Genomic DNA, 24035 nt, shown 5'->3' with positions numbered 1-24035 from the left:
ATGTCCGGAGCCGACCGAAAGGTTGCCCGAACCCGCTGCCACGGCAGGTTCCTGCCTGACTACTTTCCGCTACGGGGCGACGAGAGTGCTGGACTGCCCGGCCGAGCTGAGGGACGCAGCGACGAAGCCGGAGGACTTCAGCTCGTCGATCAGGTCAGTGAGGTAAGCGACCGTCTCAGCGCTCTTGTCCTTCGTCGTACCGACGGCCTGCTGGATCTGCATGAACCGCTCGTCGATCAGCCGCAGGTCCGGGTTCTGCGCGACGTACTGCGTGATCGGCTGGCGGATCCCGGCCGCGACCTCGAGGCCCTCGGCGCGGAACACGTCCACCCCTTCGGCGCCCCGGACGATCTCGGCGTGCTGCAACGTCCTGGTCAGGTACAGGTCGTACGCCGAACCCTGCTTGACGCCGATCCGCACGCCCGGCGCGTCCACCTCGGCGACCGTGGTCAGCGTCGAGTCCTGCGGGACGGTGAAGACGCCTTCGATCACGACGTACGGCGCGGTGAACGCGACCTCGGCCGCCCGGGCCGGCTCGATCGCGAGGAAGCAGATGTCCGCCTGGCCGGTGGTCAGCGCCTCGAACGACTTCCGGGCCGCGTCGAAGCAGACCAGCTCCAGCGGCAGGTCGAGCCGCTTGGTCAGCTCGCGCGCGATGTCGACGGTGATCCCAGTGGGCGCGTCCGGCGTACCCTGCGCGAGCACCGGATTCCCGAGGTTGATCGAGGCGCGAAGCACACCGGTGGGCGCGAGGTCAGCGGCAACAGTCGTCATGCCGGCGACCCTATCCAGGTACCCGGGTCCGCACCGCGGACTGACGCATCTCGTCATTCGTGCAGCACGGCGGCTGCCGCTCGTGCCGCGGCCCTGAGTTCGTCGTCCTTGACCGGCGCGAACACGCTGGTCGTCGGCGTCGGGTGCGCGCGCAACAGGCGGGTCCGCTGCCAGGTCGGCGGATGGTCGACGTCGCTGCGCCCGTTGGATGCCTGGTCCACGCGCACCAGCCGTGCGAACTCGTGGTCGGGGATCTCGGCCGCGGTACGCCGCAACGTGTCGAGCGGATCGGTCAACCGGTCGAACCGAACGGCCCGCTCGAGGGCGCGCAGGGCGATTCCGGCGAGCAGGACGCGTTCGAGCGAGGCCGCGGCCGGTTCGGATCCGACCTGCTCGGCCACCCGGCGGTCGATGCGGTACTCGCGCCGCTGCCGGCCGGCCAGGTCGAGGCGGTGCAGCAGCCGGCGGTACCCGCGGATCGGTGGACCGAGCACGGCGCTGCCGAGCTTGACGAGCCAGGCGTGCAGGATCTGGTCGTCGCTGCCCTGCCCGACGATCACCACGACGCCTTCGGAGTGTTTGATCCGCCCGTCGCCGGCGGAGTCGAGCGCGCCCGGCGTGACGGCCGCCGCGAGTTCGCCGATGATGTGCTGCGCGGCGCCGAGCACCCGGTCGTGCAGGCCGCGCTGGTCGTCGTACAGGGCGTGTGCGAGTGCGGCGTACCGCTCCTGCGGGCCGAGGACGCTCCAGGCCGCGAGGCCGATGCGGAGCGTACGGCGGTAGCGCCAACCGACCCGGTCGACCGCGATCCGGGTGCCGGTGGTGACGACGACGTGTCCCAGTTTCGGCGTACCGGTGTGCGCGGCCAAGCGGTCGAGGACGTCGTACAGCTGGGGTGCTTCGGCCCTGGTGACGTACTGCGCGCCGTCCGGGAGGCGGGTGATGCGCGGACGGAAGATCGCTGTGATGACGAACAGGACCGCCGCGAACGGCGCCGCGAACCAGATCGGGCGGTAGAACGCGAGCAGGGCGATTCCACCGAGCAGACCGGGTAGCGGCACGAGCAGGACCGGCAACGACAACAGGAACGCACCGAGCGACCGCTCCGGTCCTGACGCCGGGCGTTCGACGAGCGAATCGGCGAGTTTGCGTTCCCGCTCGAGCTGCCAGGCCGGCTCGTCCGGCGTGGGCGCGGGCCCCAGGTTCCACCCGCAGTGCCGGCACCAGACCGCGTACCGCTTGTCCTGCGGCAACGGCCGGCTGCACTGCGGGCAGTCAACCGCGCTGTCGATCGTCATCCGGCCAGCATGCGGGCTCACGGGGGCATCCAGTGAGTTTTTGCAGAGACATTGTGTAAGTGTGTGCGCGGTTCTACTGTGTGGCGCAGGAATCGTCCGATGGGGGTGTCATGAGGCGTCGGAGTCTGGGGCTGCTGCTGGCGGCTGCGATGGTCGTACCAACGACTCTTGCGGTGCCGGCGGAAGCGCACGAGAGCAAGCGAGTGGTCGGGTACTACACCAACTGGAGCGGGTACGGCCGGAACTTCCTGGTCAGCGATCTGGTGAAGAACGGGTCCGCGGCGCGGCTGACCCAGATCAACTACGCGTTCGGCTTCGTCGACGCCCAGGGGAACTGCACCAGCAGCGATCCGTGGGCCGACTACCAGCGGCCGTTCACCGCCGAGCAGAGTGTGAACGGCAAGGCCGACGAGCCGGGTCAGGTGCTCAACGGAAACCTGAACCAGCTCAAGGAACTCAAGCAGAAGTACCCGAAGCTGCGGATCAGCATCTCGCTCGGCGGCTGGACCGGCTCGGCGCACTTCTCCGACGCGGCCCTCACGCCGGCGTCGCGGGCCGCGCACGTGAAGTCCTGCATCGACCTGTGGCTGAAGGGGAACCTGCCGGGTCTCCCCGCGGGCGCGGCGGAGGGGATCTTCGACGGGGTCGACCTGGACTGGGAGTGGCCGGCCAGCGACGGCAACCCGGGCAACGTGATCCGGCCCGAGGACAAGCAGAACTTCACCGCGCTGGTCCACGAGTACCGCAAGCAAATGGGACCGCGGTACAACCTGACCGCATTCCTGCCGGCGAATCCGGCGATGATCGATCGCGGGTTCGAGGTCCGGCAGCTGTTCAAGGACCTGACGTTCGGTACGACGCAGGGGTACGACTACCACGGTCCGTGGGAGAACCTCACGAACCAGCAGTCCGCTCTGCGCGGTCCGGCGGGCGATCCGACCACGCCCGAGTTCAGCTCACGGGTGACGATCGACGCGTACCTGTCGCGTGGCGCGCCGCGGGACAAACTAGTGATGGGCGTGCCGTTCTACTCGCACGGGTGGACCGGGGTGACGAACCAGAACCACGGGCTCTTCCAGCCGTCGACCGGGCCGGCGCCGGGAACATTCGAGGCCGGTACGGACGACTACCGGTACTTGAAGGCGCAGCTGGCGAACTACACGGTCTACCGCGACAACCGCGCCGGATTCGCCTGGCTGTTCGACGGTACGACGTTCTGGACCTGGGACGATCCGGTCGAGATGGCACGCAAGGCGCAGTACATCTCGCAGCGTGATCTCGGCGGCGCGATGATCTGGTCGCTGGACGGTGACACCGCAAATGGGGAGCTGATCTCGGCGTTGCACCGTAACCTTCGGTGAGTGGATCTCAACGTACTCCAGGATCGATTCGGTGCCGACGGCGCCTCGGTGGTCCACGTCGGATGCTCCGAGGCGACCGTCGTCCGGCTGACCCGCGGCTCGGAACGCCTTTACTACAAGGCCGGAGCCGGTGTTCCGGCCGAGGCCGACCGGTTGGCGTGGCTCGGGTCGACCGGATTCCCGTGCCCGGGGATCGTTGACCGCGGCAACAACTGGTTGCTGACCACCGAGTTGGCGGGACGGGACGCCTCCCAGGACTGGCCCGCCGCCGACCGCCCGGCCGTCCTGGCCGCGCTGGCCGCCGGTCTGCGCGCGCTGGACTCGTTGAGCGGATGTCCTTTCGATTCGCCGTTCCCCGGCGACGGCTCGGCCGTCACGCACGGGGACTACTGCGCACCGAACGTCTTCATCGACCCGGAAACACTGCGGTTCGCCGGCCTCCTCGACCTGAGTCGCCTGGGCACCGGCGATCGGTACGTCGATCTCTCGCTGATGTTCGGGAGCCTGCGGGGCAACCTGAACCCGCAGTACGGCGGACCGCCCGCGGCGCGGCGCTTCGTCGAGTTGTACGGCGGCGATCCGGACGACCCGCGGATCGAGCAGTACCTGACCGTCGAGATCGACGACTACTTGCCCTGATACGCCCGGCGGTAGGCGCTCGGGGTCGTCCGGAGCGCGGCGCGGAACCGTCTGCGCAGATTGGTCGCCGACGACAGGCCGACCTTGGTGGCGATCGCATCCACCGACAGGTCGGTCTCCTCCAGCAACACCCGCGTCCGCGCGATCCGCTGGGCCAGCAGCCACTGCCCCGGCGAAACCCCTAGCTGCTCCCCGAACCGCCGGGCCAGCGTCCGCTCCGACACATTCGCCCGCCGAGCCAGATCCCCGACGGTCAACGGATCCGCCAACCGCTCGCCCGCCCACTCCAACACCCCACCCAAGGATTCGGTGGCCACCTCGTCCTCGGAGCGGTACTGCGACTGACCGCCTTCGCGATGTGGCGGCATCACCATCCGCCGCGCGACCCGCGCCGCATACGCCGCCCCGAAGTCCCGCCGTACCAACTCCAGACACAGGTCGATCCCGGTACCGGACCCACCGCTGGTCGCCACATCGCCGTGATCGATGTAGAGCACGTCCGCATCCACGCGCACCGCAGGAAACCGCCGCTGCAGCTCGTCCGCATACCGCCAATGCGTGGCCACCCGCCGACCGTCCAGCAGACCGGTTGCCGCGAGCAAGTACGCCCCCGAGCAGATGCTGACCAACCGGGCACCCCGCCGATGCGCCCGCCGCAACGCCATGACCACCGCCGCCGGCGGCACCCGATCGACCGGCAACCACCCTGGCACCACGATCGTGTCCGCCCGATCCAGCGCCCGGAGCCCCGCGCGTACCACCATGTCGACTCCCTCGGTGGTGCGCACGCTCCCCGCCCGCTCAGCACACACGCTGAACCGGTACGGCGGATCCCGGAACACCACCGCCGCACACCCGAACTCGAAGCTGGCCTGCGGCGCAGTCACCAGCGCGACCACTCGATGCATGGCAGAAAAGTACCGCACCGAGACTATCCAGACACTGGGGACAAACCTGTGCACAACCCGAGAATCGACGACATGGAAACCTACGAATGGGCGTCGATGCACGACGCACCCGTCCGCGAAGTCTTCCCCGGCATCCGCCTCCGACCGCTCTGGTCGGGCGAGGTCGCCAAGGCGTACGTCCTGCAGATGGACCCGGGCTCACGCTGGCAAGGCATCGACGTACACGACCCGGGCCCCGAGGAGGTCTTCGTCGTCGACGGCATCTTCAACGACGGTGAACGCGACTACCCGGCCGGCTCGTTCATCCACGCACCGGCCGGGTCGTCGCACGTCCCGCAGTCGACCGCGGGCTGCACCCTGTTCCTCTTCTACCCCGAGGGTTAGTTCTCAGTACTACCTAATTCGGTCGGTGCGCCGTGGACCGCGGGGATGCTGCCGAGCTTGCCGGCCTGGAAGTCCTCGAAGGCCTGGATCACCTCGGCGCGGGTGTTCATCACGAACGGGCCGGCCATCGCGATCGGCTCGCGGATCGGGCGGCCGCCGATCACCAGGACGTCGAGGTTCGGCTCCGCCTGCGGTTGCGTCGTACCGGCCGCCGTACGGAGGACGTCACCCGGCCCGAACACGGCCAACTGCCCCTTGCGGATCGGCCGCCGGTCGGCGCCGACCGTACCCTGGCCGGCCAGCACGTAGACGAGCGCGTTGTAGTCCGGCTGCCACGGCAGCACCATCTCGGCGCCCGGGCTGACCGTCGCGTGCACCAGCGTGATCGGGGTGTGCGTCGAACCCGGGCCGTCGTGCCCGTCGACCGTACCGGCGATAACCCGGATCAACGATCCGCCGTCCGGCGTGGACAGCAGCGCGGAGTCGCCGCCGCGGATGTCCTGGTACCGCGGCGGCGCCCACTTGAGCGCCTTCGGCAGGTTCACCCAGAGCTGGATGCCGTGGAACAGGCCGCCGCTGAGCACCAGGTGTTCCGGCGGCGTCTCGATGTGCAGAAGTCCGCTACCTGCGGTCATCCATTGCGTGTCGCCGTTGGAAATCACGCCGCCACCACCGTTGGAGTCCTGGTGCTCCATGATCCCGTCGAGCATGTACGTGACGGTCTCGAAACCGCGGTGCGGGTGCCACGGGGTGCCCTTCGGCTCGCCCGGCGCGTACTCCACCTCGCCCATCTGGTCCATGTGGATGAACGGGTCCAGGTCGCGGAGGTCGACGCCGGCGAAGGCGCGCCGGACCGGGAAGCCCTCGCCCTCGTACCCGCTCGGCGCGGACGTCACCGACTTCACGGCCCGCTCGTGCACCGCGGCAGGGTCCTGCGGGCTGATCCGCGGCAGGACGGTGATGTCGTTGACGGTCACGGCGGGCATGGTGTGCTCCTCGCTGGTCGGTAGTTCAAGAATAAACTATCTTCTGGAACCGCGGCAAGGACCCACCCATTCCCAACCCCGGGGGCGAGGCGTCGGTGGTAGGTCGCGGCGTGGGAGACTCGGGGCGTGACGGCGCAGATCTTGGACGGTAAGGCGACGGCGGCGGCGATCAAGGACGAGTTGAAGGTCCGGGTCGCGAAGCTCGCCGAGCAGGGTGTGGTGCCTGGGCTCGGGACGATTCTGGTGGGCGACGACCCGGGCAGCCGGGCGTACGTCGCGGGTAAGCACCGCGACTGCGCCGCGGTCGGGATCTCCTCGATCCAGGTGGAGCTGCCGGAGACCGCGACCGAGGGCGAGATCGCCGCGAAGGTGCGCGAGCTCAACGAGAACCCGAGCTGTACCGGCTTCATCGTCCAGCTCCCGCTGCCGAAGCACGTCGACACGAACACGATCCTCGGGCTGATCGACCCGGCCAAGGACGCCGACGGCCTGCACCCGGTCAGCCTCGGCAAGCTCGTCCTCGGGCAGGACGGCCCGCTGCCGTGCACGCCGAAGGGCTGCGTGGAGATTCTCCGGCGGTACGACGTACCGATCGCCGGCGCCCATGTCGTCGTGGTCGGGCGTGGCGTGACCGCGGGCCGCCCGATGGGCCTGCTGTTCACCCGGAGGAGCGAGAACGCGACCGTCACCCAGTGCCACACCGGTACGAAGGACCTGGCCGCGGTCGTCCGGACCGGCGACATCGTGATCGCCGCCGCGGGGTCGGCCGGGCTGATCACCGCGGACATGGTGAAGCCCGGTGCCGTACTCCTCGACGTCGGCACCAGCCGCAGCGCCGAGGGCAAGATCGTCGGCGACATCGAGCAGGCGGCCCGCGAGCAGGCGTCCTGGATCGCCCCGATGCCCGGCGGCATCGGCCCGATGACCCGCGCGATGCTGCTGACCAACGTCGTCGAAGCCGCCGAAGCGGGCCTCGCGAGGTGAGCAGGAACCCGAGCGGCCGACCCGTGGCCGGTGCCGCGTTCGCGACGGGTGTGACGTGCTGATGGCCGGCGAGGCCCAGCGCCGCAGCCAGTGGCCGCTGGCCTTGTCGCTGCTGGTTGCCCTGACCGGCCTGGTCGTCATCTGGTTCTACAACTGGCGCAACGGAGTCCTCGTGTTCGCCGGCTCGGTGGGCCTGGCCGCAGTCCTCCGCGCCAGCCTCTCCGACACGGCCGCCGGCCTCCTGCACGTCCGCAGCCGCATGTTCGACACGACCTTCCTCTTCCTCACCGCCGTCGCCATCGCCGTCCTGGGCCTCATCGTCCCGAACTGACGCCGAACAGCTGCTCCAGTAGGGCGTTCGTGGTCCAGGCCGCGACCTCTTCGGCGGTCCAGTTGAGGTCTCGGGTGTACTGGTTGTAGAGCTGAGGGCCCAGTAGGACCAGCAGGATGTCGCGGGCGCGAGTCTCCGAAAGACCCTCACGGAGAGGGTGTTTGGCGGCCAGGAACGTGATCGCGCGCTCGTAGCCCGTGCGGCGCAGGCCGTCGTTGTACTCGTAGCTCTTGCGTGCGTTCTCGTCGCCGAGGACCACCCACACGAGCGGCGCCGCGCGTTCGAAGACCGTCATCGTGCCGTCGACGAACAGCCGCAGCGCCGTCTCGATGTCCGGTGCTTCCTCGGCCGCGCGCCACCAGTCCGACAGGTGTGGCGGTACCGGCACCGGTCCCTCGACCGCGAACTCGTACGCCGCCTGCAGCAGGTCGCCCTTGGTACGGAACGTGAAGTACAGCGTCTGCACCGCGACCCCGGCGTCCTTGGCGATCACGTCCATCGGCGTCGCGGAGTACCCGTCCTCGGTGAACCGGCGGTACGCCGCCGCCACCATCCGCCGGCGCGTCTCCTGCGCCTTCTCCCGCCGGGACTGCTTGACATCTGCCACGAGACCACACTCTACTGGATTCATCACTAGTGAGCACTCTAGTGAAATATCCAGCGAGGGGGAACCATGACGCTGTCCATCGACCACTCGGTCGCGCTCACCCGGAGGAAGTACGGCGGGATCGCCGCGATCGCCGGCGCGCTGCTGGCGATCGCGGGCAACACCGCCCTGCTCTTCGTCACTCCGGTCGTCACCGACCAGTTCCTCAGCTACCCCGTCACGCCGGCGCAGTTCCGCTGGGTGCAGGTCTTCTTCGCGCTCACGCAGGCACTGATGGCGTACGGCGTGTTCGCGCTGGTCTCGTCCAGTACGGGACGGCGCTCGCTGAGGGTTTTCGCCGCGCTGTCGGTCATCGGCTTCGCCATCACCGTGCCCGGTGAGCTGGTCCTGATCCTCGTGGCCGACAAGACGTTCGACGATGCGGCCACCAACGCAGCCAGTGCCGTCTTCGGCATCGGCCTGCTGATCGCCGACCTCGGCATGATCGGCTACGGCATCGCGTCGCGCCGAAACCAGGGCTGGTCCGTCCTGCCACTAATCTTCGGCGCCTTCCAGCTGCTGGTCGTCACGCCGGCCATCTTCGCCACCGGCTTCACCAGCTTCACCACGTACGTGGCGATCGCCGTGGCCGACCTTCTGATCGCCGCGATCGGAGTACGCCTGCTGACCACCGAATAAGAACGTCCGCCCGGATCGGCAGCTCCGGGCGGACGTCGTGAACTCAGTGGAAGAAGTGGCGCGTACCGGTGAAGTACATCGTGATGCCGGCCTTGTTCGCGGCCTCGATGGCTGCCTCGTCGCGGATCGAGCCACCCGGCTGGACGACTGCCTTGACGCCGCCCTCGATGAGGACCTCGAGGCCGTCGGGGAAGGGGAAGAAGGCGTCGGAGGCAGCGACCGAGCCAGTGGCGCGATCACCCGCGCGAGAGACGGCCAGCCGACACGAGTCGACGCGGTTGACCTGGCCCATGCCGACGCCGACGGACGCGCCGTCGGCGGCCAGCAGGATCGCGTTGGACTTGACCGCGCGGCAGGCCCTCCAGGCGAAGGCGAGGTCGGCGAGCACCTCGTCGGAGGCGGGCGCACCGGCGGCGAGGGTCCAGTTGGAGGGGTCGTCGCCGGGTGCCTGGAAGCGGTCGCGGTGCTGCAGCAGCAGCCCGCCGCTGATCGCCCGCAGCTCGACGGGCTCGTCCCCGGTCACTGCCGGAGCAACCAGCAGCCGGATGTTCTTCTTGGCCTGCAGAATCTCGACCGCGCCGTCCTCGAACGCCGGAGCGACCAGCACCTCGGTGAAGATCTCCGCGACCTGCTTGGCGAGGTCCACGGTGACCGGCCGGTTCGTCGCGATCACACCGCCGTACGCCGACACCGGGTCGCATTCGTGCGCCCGCCGGTGCGCCTCGGCGATGTCCTTGCCGACCGCGATACCGCACGGGTTCGCGTGCTTGATGATCGCGACCGCCGGCTCACTGAAGTCATAGGCGGTACGCCGGGCCGCATCGGCGTCGACGTAGTTGTTGTACGACATCTCCTTGCCGTGCAACTGCTCCGCCGCCGCGAGACCGCCGCGGCCGTTCAGGTACAGGGCGGCCGGCTGGTGCGGGTTCTCGCCGTACCGCAGGACGGCGGCCTTCTCCCACGAAGCACCGACCCACGCCGGGAAGCCCGTGCCCTCGCTGGAGTCCGTGAGTACGTTGCCCATCCAGGAGGCGACGGCGATGTCGTACTCCGCCGTGTGGACGAAGGCCGCGGCGGCCAGCTGCTGACGCTGCTCGAGCGAGAACCCGCCCTCCTTCAACGCCGCGTACAGCGCCTCGTACTGCGACGACGACGTCACCACAGCGACGTTCGCGTGGTTCTTCGCGGCTCCGCGCACCATCGACGGCCCGCCGATGTCGATCTGCTCGATGCACTCGTCCACCGACGCGCCGGACGCGACCGTCTCCGAGAACGGGTACAGGTTGCTGACCAGCAGGTCGAACGGCTCGACCCGCATCTCCCGCAACTGCTCGACGTGATCGGGCTTACGCAGGTCCGCGAGCAATCCGGCGTGCACGAGAGGGTGCAGCGTCTTGACGCGCCCGTCGAGGCACTCCGGGAACCCGGTCAGCTCCTCGACCTTGGTCACCGGTACGCCGGCCGCCGCGATCCGGGCCGCGGTGGAGCCGGTCGACACCAGCTGGACACCGGCGGTGTGCAGCGCGGTGGCGAGCTCCTCCAGACCGGTCTTGTCGTAGACGCTGATCAGCGCGCGGCGGATCGGCCTGCGGTCGGTGCTCACTTCAGTCGAACCTTTCGTCCGGTGATGGTCCAGCCGTCGCGGACCAGCCGGCCGACCCATTCCACCAGCTGGCGGCGTTCGACCTCCTTGATCCGCTCGGTCAGGGTTTCTTCGGTGTCGTCGTCCTCGACCGGTACGACGACCTGAGCGATGATCGGCCCGGTGTCGACGCCGCCGTCCACGAAGAACAGCGTCGCCCCGGCGACCTTCACGCCGTACTCCAGCGCGTCCCGGGGACCGTGGATCCCGGGGAAGGCCGGCAGCAGCGCGTTGTGGGTGTTGATGTAGCGGTCGCCGAACTCCGCGAGGAAGTCGTCGCCGACCAGCTTCAGGAACCCGGCCGAGATGACCAGGTCAGGCTTGTAGGCCGCGACCGACTCGGTCAGCGCCCGGTCCCAGTCGGCGCGCTCGGCGTACGACTTCACCTTGTGCACGAACGTCGGCACCCCGGCGGCCGCCGCGCGGTCCAGTCCGGCGATCCCCTCCCGGTCGGCGCCGACGGCCACGACCTGGGCGCCGTACTCTGGGTCGGCGCAGGCGTCCAGCAGGGCCTGCAGGTTCGATCCCGACCCCGACACGAGCACGACCAGGCGTGCGGAACCGGAGTCGGAAGAAGCAGCAGTCACGGCGCGAAGCCTATCGCTCGGGGTCGGCCCCATCGTCAGCCGGTCGCCGCGCGGACACCACCGCGGCCGTGATCGCCGCCCCGATCGCCATCCCGGCAGCCAGTACGCCGGCCGCCGGCAGCGCGCCCGGGACCCCGACCACGGACATCCGGCCCGGCCCGGCCGAACCGCCCGACATCGCCAGCAGCGCGAACAGGATCACGCCCGCGAGCACCGCCGCCATCGCGCCCCGGAGCGCGAAGGCGTCCCACCCGAGCGCGTCCGCGTCCCGCTCCGCGAGCCCTCGCCGTACCACGACCAGCCCCGCGACGGCCCCGGCCGCCAGCGGTACGAGGGCCGTCAGCGCGAGCAGGTACGTCGGCGTGGACCCGTCGGCCGGTACTGCGGCCAGCAGCGGAAGCGCCGGCAGGTTCCCCACGTCGACTCCGGTCGGGGCGATCGTCGTACCGGTCCCGAGCTGGAACCCGGGCCCGGCCAGGAACGCGATCACGTACAGGATCAGGTTCGGCATCAGCATCAGGCAGATCGCGAACAGCACCACCGACCCGATCACGCCGGCGTCGAGCAGCTCGAGCATGCCGGTGATCCGGGAGAAGTGGATCGCGAGGAGGACGGCGTACAGCACCGAGGCGAGCGCGACGATCGTGAGTACGGCGGCCAGCGCGGCCGGTACGACGTCCCGCAGCCCGGCCGGGGTCGCGTCGGCGATGTCCGCGCCCGCACCGGACTCGACGACGATGCCCGCGAGACCCGCGACCAGCGCCAGCGAGAACGCACCGAGGAAGGCGGAGAACGCCGACACCTTCAGGGCACCGTCCGCCGTGAGCAACGCCACGATCAGGCCGCCGAGGCCGTAGACGACCGCGAAACCCAGGGCCAGCAGGACCAGGTCCCTGGTCCGATCGGCACCGCTGGACCGGGCCGCCGACTTGCCGCCGCGGTACAGACACCAGGCGAAGAACAGGGTCAGACCGAGCGGCGCGATACTGATCCGTCCCGTACCGATCGTGACCCCTGCCTTGTGCGCGACCAGCCAGGCTCCGGCGCCGGCCCGGACCGCACCGGAGGCACCGCCGAAGGTGGCGCCCAGCCAGCCGATCACGGCGACCGCGGCGCAGGTCAGCAGGCCGGTGAGCAGGCAGGCTCCGGCGGAGATCACGGCCGACACCAGCAAGGGCTTGGTCGGGGCGGCGGCGATCTCCGACGTGGGCGTTTCGCCGTCCCGCGCGCCCGGGCGGCTCAGCATGTCGGTCATCTGACTCCCATCGTCTCCCCGGGTACGGACGCCACTCGTCCTGACACGCCGGGTGTGCGAGACTTCAGCCCGCCTGCTTACCGTCCGTTCCCGGTGTTCGCCTGCTGGTAGCGGAATGGGAGCCGCACGGGTCCACCCGGTACTGTCGGGTGGAATCAGTCAGGAGGTCGAGCTTTGGCCGGTTCCCACCGTGGACAACGCGGCGGCACGCGCGCCGCTGCCCGGGAGGCGCGGCGCCGCCAGGCGCGCAAGCGGAACCAGACGATCGCCGCCGGTGTGGCCGTCGTCCTCCTGGTCGGCGGCGGCGGGATCGCCGCGCTGAACGCCTTCGGCGGCGACAACGGCTCCGCTCCGAAGGCCGGCGGCAGCCCGAGCGACGACAAGGCCGGCCAGTCGACCGTGCTCGCCGACGACAACGTGCTGCTGGACGCCACGGGCGCGAAGGCGCTCGGCGCGACCGGCGTCTGGACCGTCACCGGTACGGCCGGCGGCGACTCGGCCCCGAACACCTCGTTCGCGTGCCAACTGCAGCGGTTCGCCGACCCGTCGGGTCTGCGGACCTGGGTCCGCACGCTGCAGAACACGACCACCAAGGACACCGCGGTGCAGTACATCGACGTGTCCAACGACAAGGCCACCGCGGCGAACACCTACAACACGGTGGTCCGCTGGCTCAGCCAGTGCACCACCCCGCAGACCCGGTTGTCCGCGGGATACACGATGACCGGCGTCGGCGACTCCGGCGTGATCGCGGTCTTCGGACAGGTGCCGGGCGCGAAGACGACGAAGTACAAGACGGTCTCGGTGACGCTGTCAGGGCAGGCGACGATGGTGGTCGAGCACGACACCATGGCGGCGACCCCGCCGCGGCCCGACCTCGTCCTCGCGGCCACCAGCGCCGCGACGAAGAAGATCTGTTCCCAGACCGGCGGTTGCGGCACCGGAGCGCGGGTCGCGACACCGGCCCTGCTGCCGAACGTCGACACGCCTGGATTCATGGCACCGGTCGACCTGCCGCTGCTGGCGCAGGTGGACAAGCCGTGGGTGAGCGCGCCGGCGCAGACCACCGACGGCACCGGCTGCGAGAAGCTCAGCCTGAAGAAGGCCAAGCCGAAGAAGTACGGCACGGTCACGTACGTGACGCCGGAGGCGAAGGTGCCGACCGAGTTCGGCATGGACGACACCGTCGCCAAGTTCCCGACCGCCCCGCTGGCCGCCGCGTTCCTGGACAAGATCCGGAAGAACGTCGACGCCTGCGAGAAGAACGTCTCGAACGCGCAGGTCCAGTCGACCGGCACGGTCAAGACCGGCACGGTCAGCGGCAAGAGCTGGAAGGCGACCTACGACAGCGGCGACGGGAAGAAGTTCCACTACCGGATCGGGATCGCCGGGGCCGGGGACCGGGTCGTGTATCTGCTCTTCCCGGTGCTGAAGGACCTGGACATCACCGACGCAGCGTTCAACGACACGCTGGTCCGCGCGGTCGACCGCTCCGCCGCCTACAAATAGAAAACGGGGCCTGCCCCGTGAGAGACAGGCCCCGCAACAAGGCTTACTTGCTCAGGCCCTGCATGATCTCGCGCATCAGGTTGGCGGTCTCGGTCGGCGTCTTGCCGACCTTCACGCCAACGGCCTCGAGGGCCTCCTGCTTCGCCGCCGCCGTACCGGACGAGCCGGAGACGATCGCGCCGGCGTGACCCATGGTCTTGCCCTCCGGCGCGGTGAAGCCCGCGACGTACCCGACGACCGGCTTGGTCACGTTCTCCTTGATGAACGCGGCCGCCCGCTCCTCGGCGTCACCACCGATCTCACCGATCATCACGATCGCGTCGGTGTCCGGGTCGTCCTGGAACGCCTGCAGCGCGTCGATGTGGGTGGTCCCGATGATCGGGTCGCCACCGATACCGATCGCGGTCGAGAACCCGAAGTCGCGCAGCTCGTACATCATCTGGTACGTCAGCGTGCCGGACTTGCTGACCAGGCCGATCCGGCCCTGGCCCGCGATGTCCGCCGGGATGATGCCGGCGTTCGACTCGCCCGGGGTGATGATGCCGGGGCAGTTCGGGCCGATGATCCGGGTCTTGCCGGACGCCTGGGCGGCGGCGAAGAACGCGGCGGTGTCGTGCACCGGCACGCCCTCGGTGATCACCACGACCAGCGGCACCTCGGCCTCGACGGCCTCCAGTACGGCGTCCTTGGTGAACTTCGGCGGGACGAAGATGACCGACACGTTCGCGCCGGTCTCCTTGACCGCGTCCGCCACGGTACCGAAGACCGGCACAGCCTTGCCGTCGAAGTCCTGGCTCTGGCCCGCCTTGCGCGGGTTCACGCCGCCGACGATGTTGGTGCCGGAGGCGAGCATCCGGGTGGTGTGCTTGGTGCCCTCGGAGCCGGTCATGCCCTGGACGATGACCTTGCTGTCCTTGGTCAGGAAGATAGACATTGTTCGGCGATCCCTTACTTCGCAGCCAGCTCGGCGGCGCGCTTGGCGGCGCCGTCCATCGTGTCGACCCGCTCCAGACCGGCAAGGCCGGCCTCGTCGAGGATCCGGCGGCCCTCCTCGGCGTTGTTGCCGTCCAGCCGGACGACCAGCGGCTTGGTGACGTGCTCACCGCGCGAGGCCAGCAGCTCGAACGCCTGCACGATGCCGTTCGCGACCGCGTCACAGGCGGTGATGCCGCCGAAGACGTTCACGAACACGCTCTTCACCTGCTGGTCGGAGATGATGATCTCCAGGCCGTTCGCCATCACCTCGGCGCTCGCGCCACCGCCGATGTCGAGGAAGTTGGCCGGCTTCTGGCCGCCGAACTCCTCGCCCGCGTACGCGACGACGTCCAGGGTCGACATGACCAGACCCGCGCCGTTGCCGATGATGCCGACCGACCCGTCGAGCTTCACGTAGTTGAGGCCCTTGGCCTTGGCCGCCGCCTCCAGCGGGTCGGCCGCCGTGACGTCCTCGAACTCGGCGTGCTCCGGGTGCCGGAAGTCCGCGTTCTCGTCCAGCGTGACCTTGCCGTCCAGCGCCTCGACGTTGCCGTCCTCGAGCTTGACCAGCGGGTTCACCTCGACCAGCGACGCGTCCTCGGCGATGAACACCTCGTACAGCTTGACGATCTCCGGTACGACGGCGTCGATCACGTCGGCCGGGTACTTCGCCGCGGTGGCGATCTCGCGCGCCTTCGCCTCGTCGACACCGGTGGCCGGGTCGATCGAGATCTGCGCGACCGCCTCGGGGTTGGTGTGCGCGACCTCCTCGATCTCCATGCCGCCGGCGGCGGAGGCGATGCAGAGGTAGTTGCGGTTGGCCCGGTCGACCAGGAACGAGAAGTAGTACTCCTCGGCGATCGCCGCGGCCGGGACGATGTTCAGGATCTTGACGACGTGACCCTTGATGTCCAGCCCGAGGATCTCGCGGGCCTTCTCCTCCGCCTCGTCCGGGTTCGCGGCCAGCTTGACGCCGCCTGCCTTGCCGCGGCCGCCGGTCTTGACCTGGGCCTTCACGACCACCCGGCCGCCGATCTTCTCGGCCGCCGCGCGCGCTTCCTCCGGAGTCGTGACGACCTCACCCACGGTCGTCCGCACCCCGTGCTTGGCGAAGACCGTCTTCGCCTGGAATTCCATCAGATCCACGAGTGTGGTCCCTCTCTCGCCTGTACGGATTCCTGACACTAGCCACCCTGGTGCCGGCAGCGACAGCCGGGGTACTCGCTGAGACGACCGTCACAGACCTCCCACGAGTCGTGCGAGGCTGGTTCACATGACTGATCCTCAGACCAGACCACTTGACGACTGGTGGCGTAGTGCCGTCGTCTACCAGGTGTACCCCCGTTCGTTCGCTGACGCCGACGGTGACGGCACCGGCGACGTGAACGGCATCCGCGCCCGGCTGCCGTACCTCGCCGACCTCGGCGTCGACGCGGTCTGGATCAGCCCGTGGTACCCGTCCCCGCTGCTGGACGGCGGGTACGACGTCGCCGACTACCGCGACATCAACCCGGAGTTCGGCACGCTCGCCGACGCCGACGCGCTGATCGCCGAGGCGCACGCGCTCGGGCTGCGGATCCTGATCGACCTGGTGCCGAACCACTGCTCCTGGGAACACCCGTGGTTCAAGGCCGCGCTGGAGGCCGGCAAGGGTTCGCCGGAGCGGGACCTGTTCTGGTTCCGCGACTCCGAGGACGGCAAGCCGCCGACGAACTGGCCGGCCGCGTTCGGTGGCCCCGCCTGGCAGCAGATCGACGACGGCCAGTGGTACCTGCACCTGTTCGACATCTCCCAGCCGGACTGGAACTGGGACAACCCGAAGGTGATCGAGGAGTTCGACTCGATCCTGCGGTTCTGGTTCGACCGCGGCGTGGACGGGTTCCGGATCGACGTCGCCGACTCGATGGCCAAGGACCCGGCGCTGCCCGACGTACCGCTGGAGAACGGTCAGCCGACCCGGGAGAAGTACGTCGGGAACCCGTTCTACGACCAGCCCGGGGTGCACACCATCCACCAGCGCTGGCGGGCGATCGCCGACGAGTACGCCGACACGCCGCAGGGCCCGCGGGTCTTCGTGGCCGAGGCGTGGCTGTCGCCGGCCGAGCGGCTCGCGCAGTACGTCCGGCCGCACGAGCTGCACTCGGCGTTCAACTTCGACGCGCTACGGGCCAAGTGGGACGCGAAGGAGCTGCGCGAGGTGATCGACCACACCACCGAGAACCTGTGGGCGGTCGGCGCGCCGGCGACGTGGGTGCTGAGCAACCACGACACGATCCGGCACCGCACGCGGTACGGGCGGGCCCTCAAGGACGCGCTGGAGGGTGCGGGTGTCGTACCCACGGATCTCGCGCTCGGCCTGCGCAGGGCCCGGGCCGCGGCGCTGCTGGAGCTGGCGTTGCCGGGCGGGGCGTACGTCTACCAGGGTGACGAACTCGGCCTGCCCGAGGTCGAGGACCTGCCCGAGGACAAGCTCGACGACCCGACCTGGGAGCGTTCCGGGCACACCGTCCGCGGCCGGGACGGCTGCCGGGTACCGATCCCGTGGTCCGGCGCGGAACCGCCGTACGGCTTCGGTCCGGGTACCGGCCAGCCGTGGCTGCCGCAGCCGGCCGACTGGGCGCCGCTGACCGCCGAGGCCCAGGCCGGCAACCCGGACAGCCACCTGAACCTCTACAAGGCGGCCCTCCGGATCCGCCGAGCGCACCCCGCCCTCGGTGAAGGCCGCCTGACCTGGGACACCGACGCCCCCGAAGGCGTCCTGTCCTTCACCCGCGACCCCGGCTTCCGCTGCGTCGTCAACATCACCGACGGCCCGGTCCCGCTGCCCGCGCACGAGAAGATCCTGCTCACCAGTGAGCCGCTGACGAACGACGAACTACCCGCCGACACCAGCGTCTGGCTGCAGGTCTGACAAAACAAGAAACGGCCGGAGCCACTGGCTCCGGCCGTTCTTCGTACTCGGCTACTTCACGCCACCCGCGGTCAGGCCGGCGACAATGCGCCGCTGGAACAGCAGGACGGCGATCACGAGCGGGATCGTGACCACCACACCGGCGGCCATCTGGCTGCCGAACGGCTGGTCGCGGCCCGTCGTACCGGTGAACTGCGAGACGATCACGTTCGCGGTCTGGATCGACTTCTTGTTGGTCATGCTCAGCGCGATCAGGAACTCGTTCCAGGCCGCGATGAACGTGATGATCGCGGTCGTGAACACACCCGGTGCCGCGAGCGGGATGATCACCTTGCGGAACGCCTGGGCCGGCGTACAGCCGTCCACCATCGCCGCCTGCTCGAGTTCCTGCGGCATCTGCCGGAAGAACGCGGTCAGGTTCCACACCGCCAGCGGCAGTGCGAACGACAGGCTGGGCACGATCATCGCCTGGTAGGTGTTGATCCAGTGGATGTTCACGAACAGCTTCAGCAGCGGGACGACCAGCGAGATGCCCGGGAACATCGACGTGGTGATGATGATCGCCAGCACGATGTTCTTGCCCTTGAAGTCCAGCCGGGCCAGCGTGTACGCCGCGACCATGCCGATCACCAGCGTCAGGATCGTCACCGATCCGGCCACGATCAGGCTGTTCAGCAGACCCCGGCCGAAGCCGTTGTCGCCGCTGAACACGTCCTTGAAGTTCTGGATCGAGAACGGCGCCGGGATGACGTTGTTCGAGAACTGGTCGGACGGCCGCCGGAACGCCGAGACCACCATCCAGTAGAACGGCAGCAGGCAGTACACCACGATGATCGCGACGCCGAGCAACGGCAGCCAACGCTTGACCGGGCCGACCTCCGCGGCCCGGACCTTGGCCGTGTCGGTGCGGGGCTGTGCAGTTGCAGTAGCCATCAGACACCCATCCCTGTGTTGCTTGCTGCGGCAGCACCGATCGAGGGAGCCGCTTCGCGATCACGTCGCCGCTTACCCTTGGCACCACCGCCCGGCTTCTTGGCCCGGGCCTCACCGATCACGTCGGCACCGAGGATCTTCACGAACAGGTAGGCGACCACCGCGACGTACACGAACAACACCGTCGCGTACGCGGCCGCGGGCCCGTACCTGACGTTGGCCGCCTCGTCGAAGGCCAGCATCGAGAGCGTCTCGACCGAGTCCTTGTGCGCACCGACGAGGACGAACGGCAGGTCGAAGATCCGCAGGGTGTCGAGGATCCGGAACAGCACTGCCACCAGCAGTGCCGGCTTGACCAGCGGCATCGTGATCCGCAGGAAGGTCTGCCACGCGTTCGCCCCGTCCACCTTGGCGGCCTCGTAGACCTCGGCCGGGATGGTCTGCAGCCCGGCCAGGACCAGGAGGCCGATGAACGGCGCGGTCTTCCAGGTGTCGGCGATGACGATCGAGAGCTTGGACTGCCAGCCCTCGGTCGACCACAGCACCTGGGTGCCGATGATGGCGTTGAAGATCCCGTCGGCCTGGAAGACCCACTTCCACAGCAGCGCCGAGATGACGGTCGGGATCGCCCACGGGACCAGGATGCTGGCCCGGACGATGCCGCGGCCCTTGAAGGCCTTGGCCATCACCAGCGCCATCGCGACACCGAGAACGGTCTCCAGTACGACGCACACGACGGTGAAGAACGTCGTGTTGTAGAAGGCGTTCCAGAACCGGTGACCGGTGTCACCCTTGAAGATGTCGGTGTAGTTGCGCAGCCCGACGAACTGCGACCCCTGGACGACGAACCCGTTCGCATCCAGGTGCTGGCCGCTCTGGAACAGCGATTCGCGCAGCGCCGCGATGATCGGGAACAGCACCACCACGGCGAGCACGAGCAGTGTCGGCGAGAGCAGGATCGCGGCCAGCCGGCCGGTGCCCTCGTCGAAGCGCTGCTGGCGCTTCGGTTTCCTGACCGGTCGTTCCGCGACCGGTGCACTTACTGTCACCTGAGACTCCTTTGCTCCCCGGGTCAGACCCGGGCAGGGACGGACCGGGGCCGGTGCGTGGTCAGCACAGCTCCACCCACCGGCCCCGCAGCACGATCAGTTCGTGATCAGCGACTGCAGCTTGGTCTGCAGGTCGGAGAGCGCCTTGTCGGGCGCCACCGTGCCGTTCAGCGCGTCGTACGCCGCCGCCTGGATGGCCGCGGTGACGTCGCCGTACTTGACCACCTTCGGCCGCGGCTTGGCGCCGAGGATCGAGGCCTTCAGCGGAGCCAGGTACGGGAACTGCTTCTGCAGCGTCGGGTCGTCGTACAGCGACGCCCACGTCGGTGCCTGCGAAGTGGCCTCGATGTTCGCCTTCTGGCGGGCCTCGCTCGCCATGAAGTTGATGAAGTCGATCGCGGTCGCCTTGTTCTTGGCGAACGAGTTGATCGCGTAGTCGTGACCACCGAGCGAGGAGACACCCGGGCCGGTCTTGCCCGGCAGCGGCGCGACCGCGAACTTGCCGGCCACCTTGGAGGATCCGTCGGTCTTGTTCGCCAGCGAGTACACGTACGGCCAGTTGCGCAGGAAGAGCAGCTTGCCGTCCTGGAACGCGCGGCGGCTCTCCTCCTCCTTGTAGGTGATCGCGGCCTTCGGGATCGCGCCGGTCTTGAAGCCGTTCACCAGCTCCTCGAGGCCGGCCTTGGCCTCCGGGGTGTTGACGTTCGGCTTGCCGTCCTTGTCGACGATGTCACCGCCGGCCGAGTTGATCGCCTCGGAGAAGTTGACGGTCAGACCCTCGTACTTCTCGAACTGGCCCGAGTAGCAGCTCATACCCTTGGCCTCGGGCAGCGTGGCCACCTTCTGGCAGTCGGCGAGCATCTCGTCCCAGGTCTTCGGCGGTGCGGCGATGCCGGCCTTGGTGAGCAGGTCGGTGCGGTAGTACAGCAGACCGCCGTCGGAGGTGATCGGGACGCCGTACAGCTTGTCGCGGTACTTCGCGGTCTCGACCGTTGCCGGGATCAACTTGCCCAGGTCGGGCACCTTGTCCTCGGGGATCTGGGTGATCCACTGGTTCGCGGCGAACTCCGACGTCCAGACGACGTCCATGTTCAGCACGGTGAACGCGTCGGACTTGGCCTGCGCGTTCTGGACCATCTGCTGGCGCTGCGCGTCCGCGTCCTCGGGCAGCTCCTTCAGCTCGACCTTCTCGTTCGGGTGCGCCGCGTTCCAGGCAGCGAGCTGCTTCGGCAGGAATCCCGACGTGTCCTTACCGGTGGCGAAGGTGATCGGTCCCCGGCCGTCGAGCGCCCCGGTCGAGCTGCTGCCCCCGCTGCTGCTTCCGTTGTCGCCACTACCACACGCGGCAGCAAGCAGCACCAGGCTGCCTGCGACGGCGACGAAGGCCGTCCCACGTGCGTGTGATCGTTCAAACCTCATCGTTTACCTGCCCTCTCCCGATTTGGGACATCGCTTGGTCCTGCGGCAGCGACTCGCAGTCCCCCACCGCACTGCGATCCGCCCTGTCCGGACAGTAACCGAGAACCGGCCGATGTGTTCTGAGCCACACACAGCCTCACCCGCGGTCTCTGAAACGGTCAGCCGCATGGCTGTATGCGACCGCGTTTGGGAAGCCCGCACAACCGGGCATTTCCTAACGATTCGGTATTACCGATTAGTAACCTTGCTGAAACGGGGATGCCTGTTCAGAAGTGTTCCCGAACGATCACGCTGTGGTGGACGCGTCGCCGACGTTCGCGCGGACCCACTCGACGATCTCGGTGGTGGTCGCGCCCGGGGTGAAGATCTTGTGCACGCCGAGCTGCGCCAGCGGCTCCAGGTCCGCCTCCGGGATGATCCCGCCGCCGAACACCACGATGTCCTCGGCGTCCCGCTCGGCGAGCAGCTCGCGGACCCGCTTGAACAGCGTCATGTGCGCGCCGGACAGCACCGACAGGCCGACCGCGTCCGCGTCCTCGGCGATCGCGGTCTCGACGATCTGCTCGGGGGTCTGGTGCAGGCCGGTGTAGATCACCTCCATGCCGGCGTCGCGCAGGGCACGGGCGACGACCTTGGCACCACGGTCGTGACCGTCCAGACCAGGCTTGGCGACGACAACGCGCAACGGACTCGTAGCAGGCATGTGGGCAGGCTAACCCGAGCGTTAACTCACGGATAAGACACGGACGCGTGTGTTCGCCCACACGCCGAATGGGAACCGGTTACCGTGGAAAGAGATCGGACCACCGGGGGGTCTGGTTTACTGAGGAGCCGCCGATGAGCACGTGGCAGGAGGAAGTCCGCGGCGCCCTGGACGGACTCGCGTACGGCGCGCGCTCCGCGCTCACGCCGAGCGTGTTGCAGGGGGCTGCCGTCGAGATCGGATGGCTGACCACCCACCTGGCGATGTACCCGCTCGGCCTGGTCGGCCGGGCGCCTGCGCTGCCGGCCCGGCTGAACCTGGCCGGCCTCGGCCCGGCGCAGCGCGGTCTGCTGGTCAGCGACGTCCGCGCCGCCGGTACGCCGATCCTGCTCGTCCACGGGATCATCGACAACCACACGATCTTCGCGCTGATGCGCCGGCACCTGCTGCGCCGCGGGTTCAGCAGCATCCACACGTTCTCGTACTCGCCGCTGACCCTGGACGTACGCCGTACCGCCGAGCGACTGGGCCGCGAGATCGAGGCGATCTGCGAGGAGTCCGGGTCGGACCAGATCCATGTCATCGGGCACAGCCTCGGCGGGCTGATCGCGCGGTACTACGTCCAGCGGCTCGGCGGCGACGCCCGCGTTCACACCTGCGTCACGCTCGGCACGCCACACCAGGGCACGATGGCGGCCCGGCTGCTTCCATGGCCGCTGGTCAAGCAGGTGCGGCCGGACAGCGACCTGATGGCCGAGCTCGCCGAGCCCGCCCCGGACTGCCGGACCAGGTTCATCTCGTTCTACAGCGACATGGACCAGTTGATCGTGCCGCAGCGCCGGGCGCGGCTCCGGCATCCCGACCTGATCGCGAGCAACGTCCGCGTACACGGCGTCGGCCACCTGTCACTGCCCTTCCACGGTGAGGTCGTGCATCGGATCACCGGCGCTCTCGCACATCTCGACGACGAACCCCGAATTGCCTGACCCGGCAGCGTTCTGAGCGCTCGGAGCGGATGCACGTGCAGCCGCGCATGCAAAAGTTTCGTGAAGGAGACGCGGAAAACGCCGGGACAGGGTTTGTGGCCCCGTGACTGATCCGTTATCGTGCGTCAGGTCCTCACCGGGAACAAACCCCCACCGGGGACCACAGAAGCCCCTCCCCTGTGACCGAAAGGCCACGTTGTGTCCCAGCACCGTGCCGCGGGCGACCGCGTCACGCCCGGCAACGCTGCGCGCAAGAACGGCGCAGGACGTCACAGTGCCAAGCATCGCGTCGCCAGGCGTAACACCCCCAGCAGTACCCAGATCGTCGGACTGACAGCCGCGCTCGCCGCGGCAGCAGGAGCTGTCGGCTTCAGCCACAGCTCGCTGGCCTCACCGACCCAGGCGAACTCCGCGGTCAACCTCGCGGCCCTCAGCCTGGACAGTGGGCAGCAGTTGTCCGGCATCACCACGGCACGCATCCAGGCGCGCCAGCTCGCCACCCGTGACTCCTCCCGGGTTCAGCTGGCCGACACGACCACCAAGAAGCAGTCCGCCGCCAGCGCGCTGGCGAAGGCCCGGGCCGCGAAGCTCACCGCCAGCCAGGCCCTCACCGCGAAGCGGGCGAGCGCGCTGGCCCTCGCGAAGGCCAAGGCCGAGGCCGCCGAGAAGAAGTCCCGCGAGTCGGCCACCCGCTGCCAGATCATGCTCACCGGCTACCACATCACCGCCACCTTCGGGCAGGGCGGCAACCGCTGGGCGCACAACCACACCGGCCTCGACTTCGCCGCCCCGATCGGTACCCGGATCGGCGCCGTGATGAAGGGCGTGGTGATCTTCGCCGACTGGGCCGGCCCGTACGGCCGCCAGGTCCAGGTCCGGCACGAGGACGGCACCGTCACCTGGTACAACCACATGTCGAAGTTCAGCGTGTCGGTCGGCGAGACGGTGTACGCCGGTGACCAGGTCGGCGCGGTCGGGATGACCGGCAACACCACCGGCCCGCACCTGCACTTCGAGGTGCACCCGGACGGCGGCCCCGCGGTCGACCCGGACCCGTGGCTGCGCAACCACTGCGGCCTGAACCCGTACACCTCGATGTGACAATTCCGGCGCGCC

The 24035-nt window shown here is 68.9% G+C and carries 24 protein-coding genes; 10 read left to right on the top strand and 14 right to left on the bottom strand.

Going from position 1 to position 24035, the window contains the following annotated elements:
* Window positions 1-69 precede the first annotated feature (69 nt).
* Together FB475_RS21565 and FB475_RS21560 are read right to left on the bottom strand one after the other, a co-directional pair.
* Entirely contained in the window at window positions 70-774 is a 705-nt protein-coding gene (locus FB475_RS21565) for a transporter substrate-binding domain-containing protein (RefSeq protein WP_141858382.1), read from the bottom strand.
* A 53-nt stretch (window positions 775-827) separates the two neighbouring features.
* Window positions 828-2072 carry a M48 family metalloprotease gene (locus tag FB475_RS21560; protein WP_141858381.1) on the bottom strand — a complete coding sequence of 415 codons (1245 nt, stop codon included), beginning with the start codon at window positions 2070-2072 and terminating at the stop codon, window positions 828-830.
* Window positions 2073-2182: 110 nt separating this feature from the next.
* Between FB475_RS21560 and FB475_RS21555 the strand changes: the two genes are divergently transcribed.
* Window positions 2183-3433, top strand: coding sequence for a glycoside hydrolase family 18 protein (locus FB475_RS21555; protein ID WP_141858380.1), 1251 nt, complete (start codon window positions 2183-2185; stop codon window positions 3431-3433).
* On the top strand, window positions 3434-4072 hold the full coding sequence (locus FB475_RS21550) for a phosphotransferase (protein ID WP_141858379.1): 639 nt from the start codon (window positions 3434-3436) through the stop codon (window positions 4070-4072).
* On the opposite strand, the gene FB475_RS21545 is transcribed toward FB475_RS21550, so the two are convergent.
* Window positions 4060-4980 carry a helix-turn-helix domain-containing protein gene (locus FB475_RS21545; RefSeq protein WP_141858378.1) on the bottom strand — a complete coding sequence of 307 codons (921 nt, stop codon included), beginning with the start codon at window positions 4978-4980 and terminating at the stop codon, window positions 4060-4062. The genes FB475_RS21550 and FB475_RS21545 overlap by 13 nt on opposite strands.
* A 72-nt stretch (window positions 4981-5052) precedes the next feature.
* Here FB475_RS21545 and FB475_RS21540 point away from each other — a divergent pair, with 72 nt between their 5' ends.
* Window positions 5053-5364, top strand: a complete 312-nt coding sequence (locus FB475_RS21540) for a cupin domain-containing protein (protein WP_141858377.1) — start codon at window positions 5053-5055, stop codon at window positions 5362-5364.
* Here FB475_RS21540 and FB475_RS21535 read toward each other — a convergent pair.
* The gene (locus FB475_RS21535) at window positions 5361-6350 is read right to left on the bottom strand and encodes a pirin family protein (protein ID WP_141858376.1); all 990 of its coding nucleotides are present in this window, start codon (window positions 6348-6350) and stop codon (window positions 5361-5363) included. The genes FB475_RS21540 and FB475_RS21535 overlap by 4 nt on opposite strands.
* A gap of 126 nt (window positions 6351-6476) precedes the next feature.
* On the opposite strand from FB475_RS21535, the gene FB475_RS21530 reads away from it, so the two are divergent.
* The gene (locus FB475_RS21530; RefSeq protein ID WP_141858375.1) at window positions 6477-7334 is read left to right on the top strand and encodes a bifunctional methylenetetrahydrofolate dehydrogenase/methenyltetrahydrofolate cyclohydrolase; all 858 of its coding nucleotides are present in this window, start codon (window positions 6477-6479) and stop codon (window positions 7332-7334) included.
* Window positions 7335-7395: 61 nt separating this feature from the next.
* The gene (locus tag FB475_RS21525) at window positions 7396-7665 is read left to right on the top strand and encodes a DUF3017 domain-containing protein (protein ID WP_141859636.1); all 270 of its coding nucleotides are present in this window, start codon (window positions 7396-7398) and stop codon (window positions 7663-7665) included.
* On the opposite strand, the gene FB475_RS21520 is transcribed toward FB475_RS21525, so the two are convergent.
* Complete coding sequence (locus FB475_RS21520) at window positions 7649-8272, bottom strand: TetR/AcrR family transcriptional regulator (protein WP_185759385.1); 624 nt, start codon at window positions 8270-8272, stop codon at window positions 7649-7651. The genes FB475_RS21525 and FB475_RS21520 overlap by 17 nt on opposite strands.
* A 66-nt stretch (window positions 8273-8338) precedes the next feature.
* Between FB475_RS21520 and FB475_RS21515 the strand changes: the two genes are divergently transcribed.
* Entirely contained in the window at window positions 8339-8950 is a 612-nt protein-coding gene (locus tag FB475_RS21515) for a hypothetical protein (protein WP_141858373.1), read from the top strand.
* A 43-nt stretch (window positions 8951-8993) separates the two neighbouring features.
* Here FB475_RS21515 and purH read toward each other — a convergent pair whose 3' ends face one another.
* The 3 genes from purH to FB475_RS21500 are packed head-to-tail and all read right to left on the bottom strand — an operon-like array spanning window position 8994 to window position 12434.
* Window positions 8994-10553, bottom strand: coding sequence for a bifunctional phosphoribosylaminoimidazolecarboxamide formyltransferase/IMP cyclohydrolase (gene purH / locus FB475_RS21510; protein ID WP_141858372.1), 1560 nt, complete (start codon window positions 10551-10553; stop codon window positions 8994-8996).
* The gene (gene purN / locus FB475_RS21505; RefSeq protein WP_141858371.1) at window positions 10550-11179 is read right to left on the bottom strand and encodes a phosphoribosylglycinamide formyltransferase; all 630 of its coding nucleotides are present in this window, start codon (window positions 11177-11179) and stop codon (window positions 10550-10552) included. Before purN ends, purH begins: the two co-directional genes overlap by 4 nt.
* Before the next feature lie 10 nt (window positions 11180-11189).
* Window positions 11190-12434, bottom strand: coding sequence for a cell division protein PerM (locus tag FB475_RS21500; RefSeq protein WP_141858370.1), 1245 nt, complete (start codon window positions 12432-12434; stop codon window positions 11190-11192).
* 174 nt (window positions 12435-12608) lie between these two features.
* Here FB475_RS21500 and FB475_RS21495 point away from each other — a divergent pair, with 174 nt between their 5' ends.
* Window positions 12609-13943: a hypothetical protein gene (locus tag FB475_RS21495; RefSeq protein ID WP_141858369.1), complete on the top strand. Its 1335-nt coding sequence runs from the start codon at window positions 12609-12611 to the stop codon at window positions 13941-13943.
* Window positions 13944-13986: 43 nt separating this feature from the next.
* Here the strand turns inward: FB475_RS21495 and sucD are convergent, their stop codons facing one another.
* The gene (gene sucD, locus FB475_RS21490; protein WP_141858368.1) at window positions 13987-14877 is read right to left on the bottom strand and encodes a succinate--CoA ligase subunit alpha; all 891 of its coding nucleotides are present in this window, start codon (window positions 14875-14877) and stop codon (window positions 13987-13989) included.
* Between the two features lie 14 nt (window positions 14878-14891).
* Window positions 14892-16064, bottom strand: a complete 1173-nt coding sequence (gene sucC / locus FB475_RS21485) for an ADP-forming succinate--CoA ligase subunit beta (protein WP_141858367.1) — start codon at window positions 16062-16064, stop codon at window positions 14892-14894.
* Between the two features lie 127 nt (window positions 16065-16191).
* On the opposite strand from sucC, the gene FB475_RS21480 reads away from it, so the two are divergent.
* Window positions 16192-17829, top strand: coding sequence for a glycoside hydrolase family 13 protein (locus tag FB475_RS21480; RefSeq protein ID WP_141858366.1), 1638 nt, complete (start codon window positions 16192-16194; stop codon window positions 17827-17829).
* A gap of 51 nt (window positions 17830-17880) precedes the next feature.
* Here FB475_RS21480 and FB475_RS21475 read toward each other — a convergent pair whose 3' ends face one another.
* The 4 genes from FB475_RS21475 to FB475_RS21460 form a co-directional block, all read right to left on the bottom strand.
* Window positions 17881-18627 (bottom strand): carbohydrate ABC transporter permease, encoded by a 747-nt coding sequence (locus tag FB475_RS21475; RefSeq protein ID WP_420359229.1) that lies wholly within the window; start codon window positions 18625-18627, stop codon window positions 17881-17883.
* 134 nt (window positions 18628-18761) lie between these two features.
* Window positions 18762-19811, bottom strand: coding sequence for a carbohydrate ABC transporter permease (locus FB475_RS21470; RefSeq protein WP_141858364.1), 1050 nt, complete (start codon window positions 19809-19811; stop codon window positions 18762-18764).
* Window positions 19812-19907: 96 nt separating this feature from the next.
* Window positions 19908-21230, bottom strand: coding sequence for an ABC transporter substrate-binding protein (locus tag FB475_RS21465; protein ID WP_141858363.1), 1323 nt, complete (start codon window positions 21228-21230; stop codon window positions 19908-19910).
* A gap of 286 nt (window positions 21231-21516) precedes the next feature.
* The gene (locus FB475_RS21460; protein WP_141858362.1) at window positions 21517-21933 is read right to left on the bottom strand and encodes a coenzyme B12-dependent isobutyryl CoA mutase small subunit; all 417 of its coding nucleotides are present in this window, start codon (window positions 21931-21933) and stop codon (window positions 21517-21519) included.
* A 134-nt stretch (window positions 21934-22067) separates the two neighbouring features.
* Between FB475_RS21460 and FB475_RS21455 the strand changes: the two genes are divergently transcribed.
* Window positions 22068-22919, top strand: a complete 852-nt coding sequence (locus tag FB475_RS21455) for an esterase/lipase family protein (RefSeq protein WP_141858361.1) — start codon at window positions 22068-22070, stop codon at window positions 22917-22919.
* 198 nt (window positions 22920-23117) lie between these two features.
* Complete coding sequence (locus tag FB475_RS21450) at window positions 23118-24020, top strand: M23 family metallopeptidase (protein WP_238332325.1); 903 nt, start codon at window positions 23118-23120, stop codon at window positions 24018-24020.
* Window positions 24021-24035: the final 15 nt, after the last annotated feature.

Origin of the sequence: Kribbella jejuensis (assembly GCF_006715085.1) — a bacterium.
Classification (GTDB): domain Bacteria; phylum Actinomycetota; class Actinomycetes; order Propionibacteriales; family Kribbellaceae; genus Kribbella; species Kribbella jejuensis.
This window is presented reverse-complemented; position numbering and strand designations above follow the sequence as displayed.

Excerpts from the sequence above, each read along its gene's own strand:
- FB475_RS21555 (WP_141858380.1), top strand. The coding sequence starts at position 2,183 with ATGAGGCGTCGGAGTCTGGGGCTGCTGCTGGCGGCTGCGATGGTCGTA.
- FB475_RS21565 (WP_141858382.1), bottom strand. The coding sequence starts at position 774 with ATGACGACTGTTGCCGCTGACCTCGCGCCCACCGGTGTGCTTCGCGCC.
- FB475_RS21525 (WP_141859636.1), top strand. The coding sequence starts at position 7,396 with ATGGCCGGCGAGGCCCAGCGCCGCAGCCAGTGGCCGCTGGCCTTGTCG.
- sucD (WP_141858368.1), bottom strand. The coding sequence starts at position 14,877 with ATGTCTATCTTCCTGACCAAGGACAGCAAGGTCATCGTCCAGGGCATG.
- FB475_RS21540 (WP_141858377.1), top strand. The coding sequence starts at position 5,053 with ATGGAAACCTACGAATGGGCGTCGATGCACGACGCACCCGTCCGCGAA.
- FB475_RS21545 (WP_141858378.1), bottom strand. The coding sequence starts at position 4,980 with ATGCATCGAGTGGTCGCGCTGGTGACTGCGCCGCAGGCCAGCTTCGAG.
- FB475_RS21465 (WP_141858363.1), bottom strand. The coding sequence starts at position 21,230 with ATGAGGTTTGAACGATCACACGCACGTGGGACGGCCTTCGTCGCCGTC.
- FB475_RS21480 (WP_141858366.1), top strand. The coding sequence starts at position 16,192 with ATGACTGATCCTCAGACCAGACCACTTGACGACTGGTGGCGTAGTGCC.
- FB475_RS21535 (WP_141858376.1), bottom strand. The coding sequence starts at position 6,350 with ATGCCCGCCGTGACCGTCAACGACATCACCGTCCTGCCGCGGATCAGC.
- FB475_RS21475 (WP_420359229.1), bottom strand. The coding sequence starts at position 18,627 with ATGGTGGTCTCGGCGTTCCGGCGGCCGTCCGACCAGTTCTCGAACAAC.
- FB475_RS21515 (WP_141858373.1), top strand. The coding sequence starts at position 8,339 with ATGACGCTGTCCATCGACCACTCGGTCGCGCTCACCCGGAGGAAGTAC.
- FB475_RS21560 (WP_141858381.1), bottom strand. The coding sequence starts at position 2,072 with ATGACGATCGACAGCGCGGTTGACTGCCCGCAGTGCAGCCGGCCGTTG.
- FB475_RS21460 (WP_141858362.1), bottom strand. The coding sequence starts at position 21,933 with ATGCCTGCTACGAGTCCGTTGCGCGTTGTCGTCGCCAAGCCTGGTCTG.
- FB475_RS21500 (WP_141858370.1), bottom strand. The coding sequence starts at position 12,434 with ATGACCGACATGCTGAGCCGCCCGGGCGCGCGGGACGGCGAAACGCCC.
- FB475_RS21455 (WP_141858361.1), top strand. The coding sequence starts at position 22,068 with ATGAGCACGTGGCAGGAGGAAGTCCGCGGCGCCCTGGACGGACTCGCG.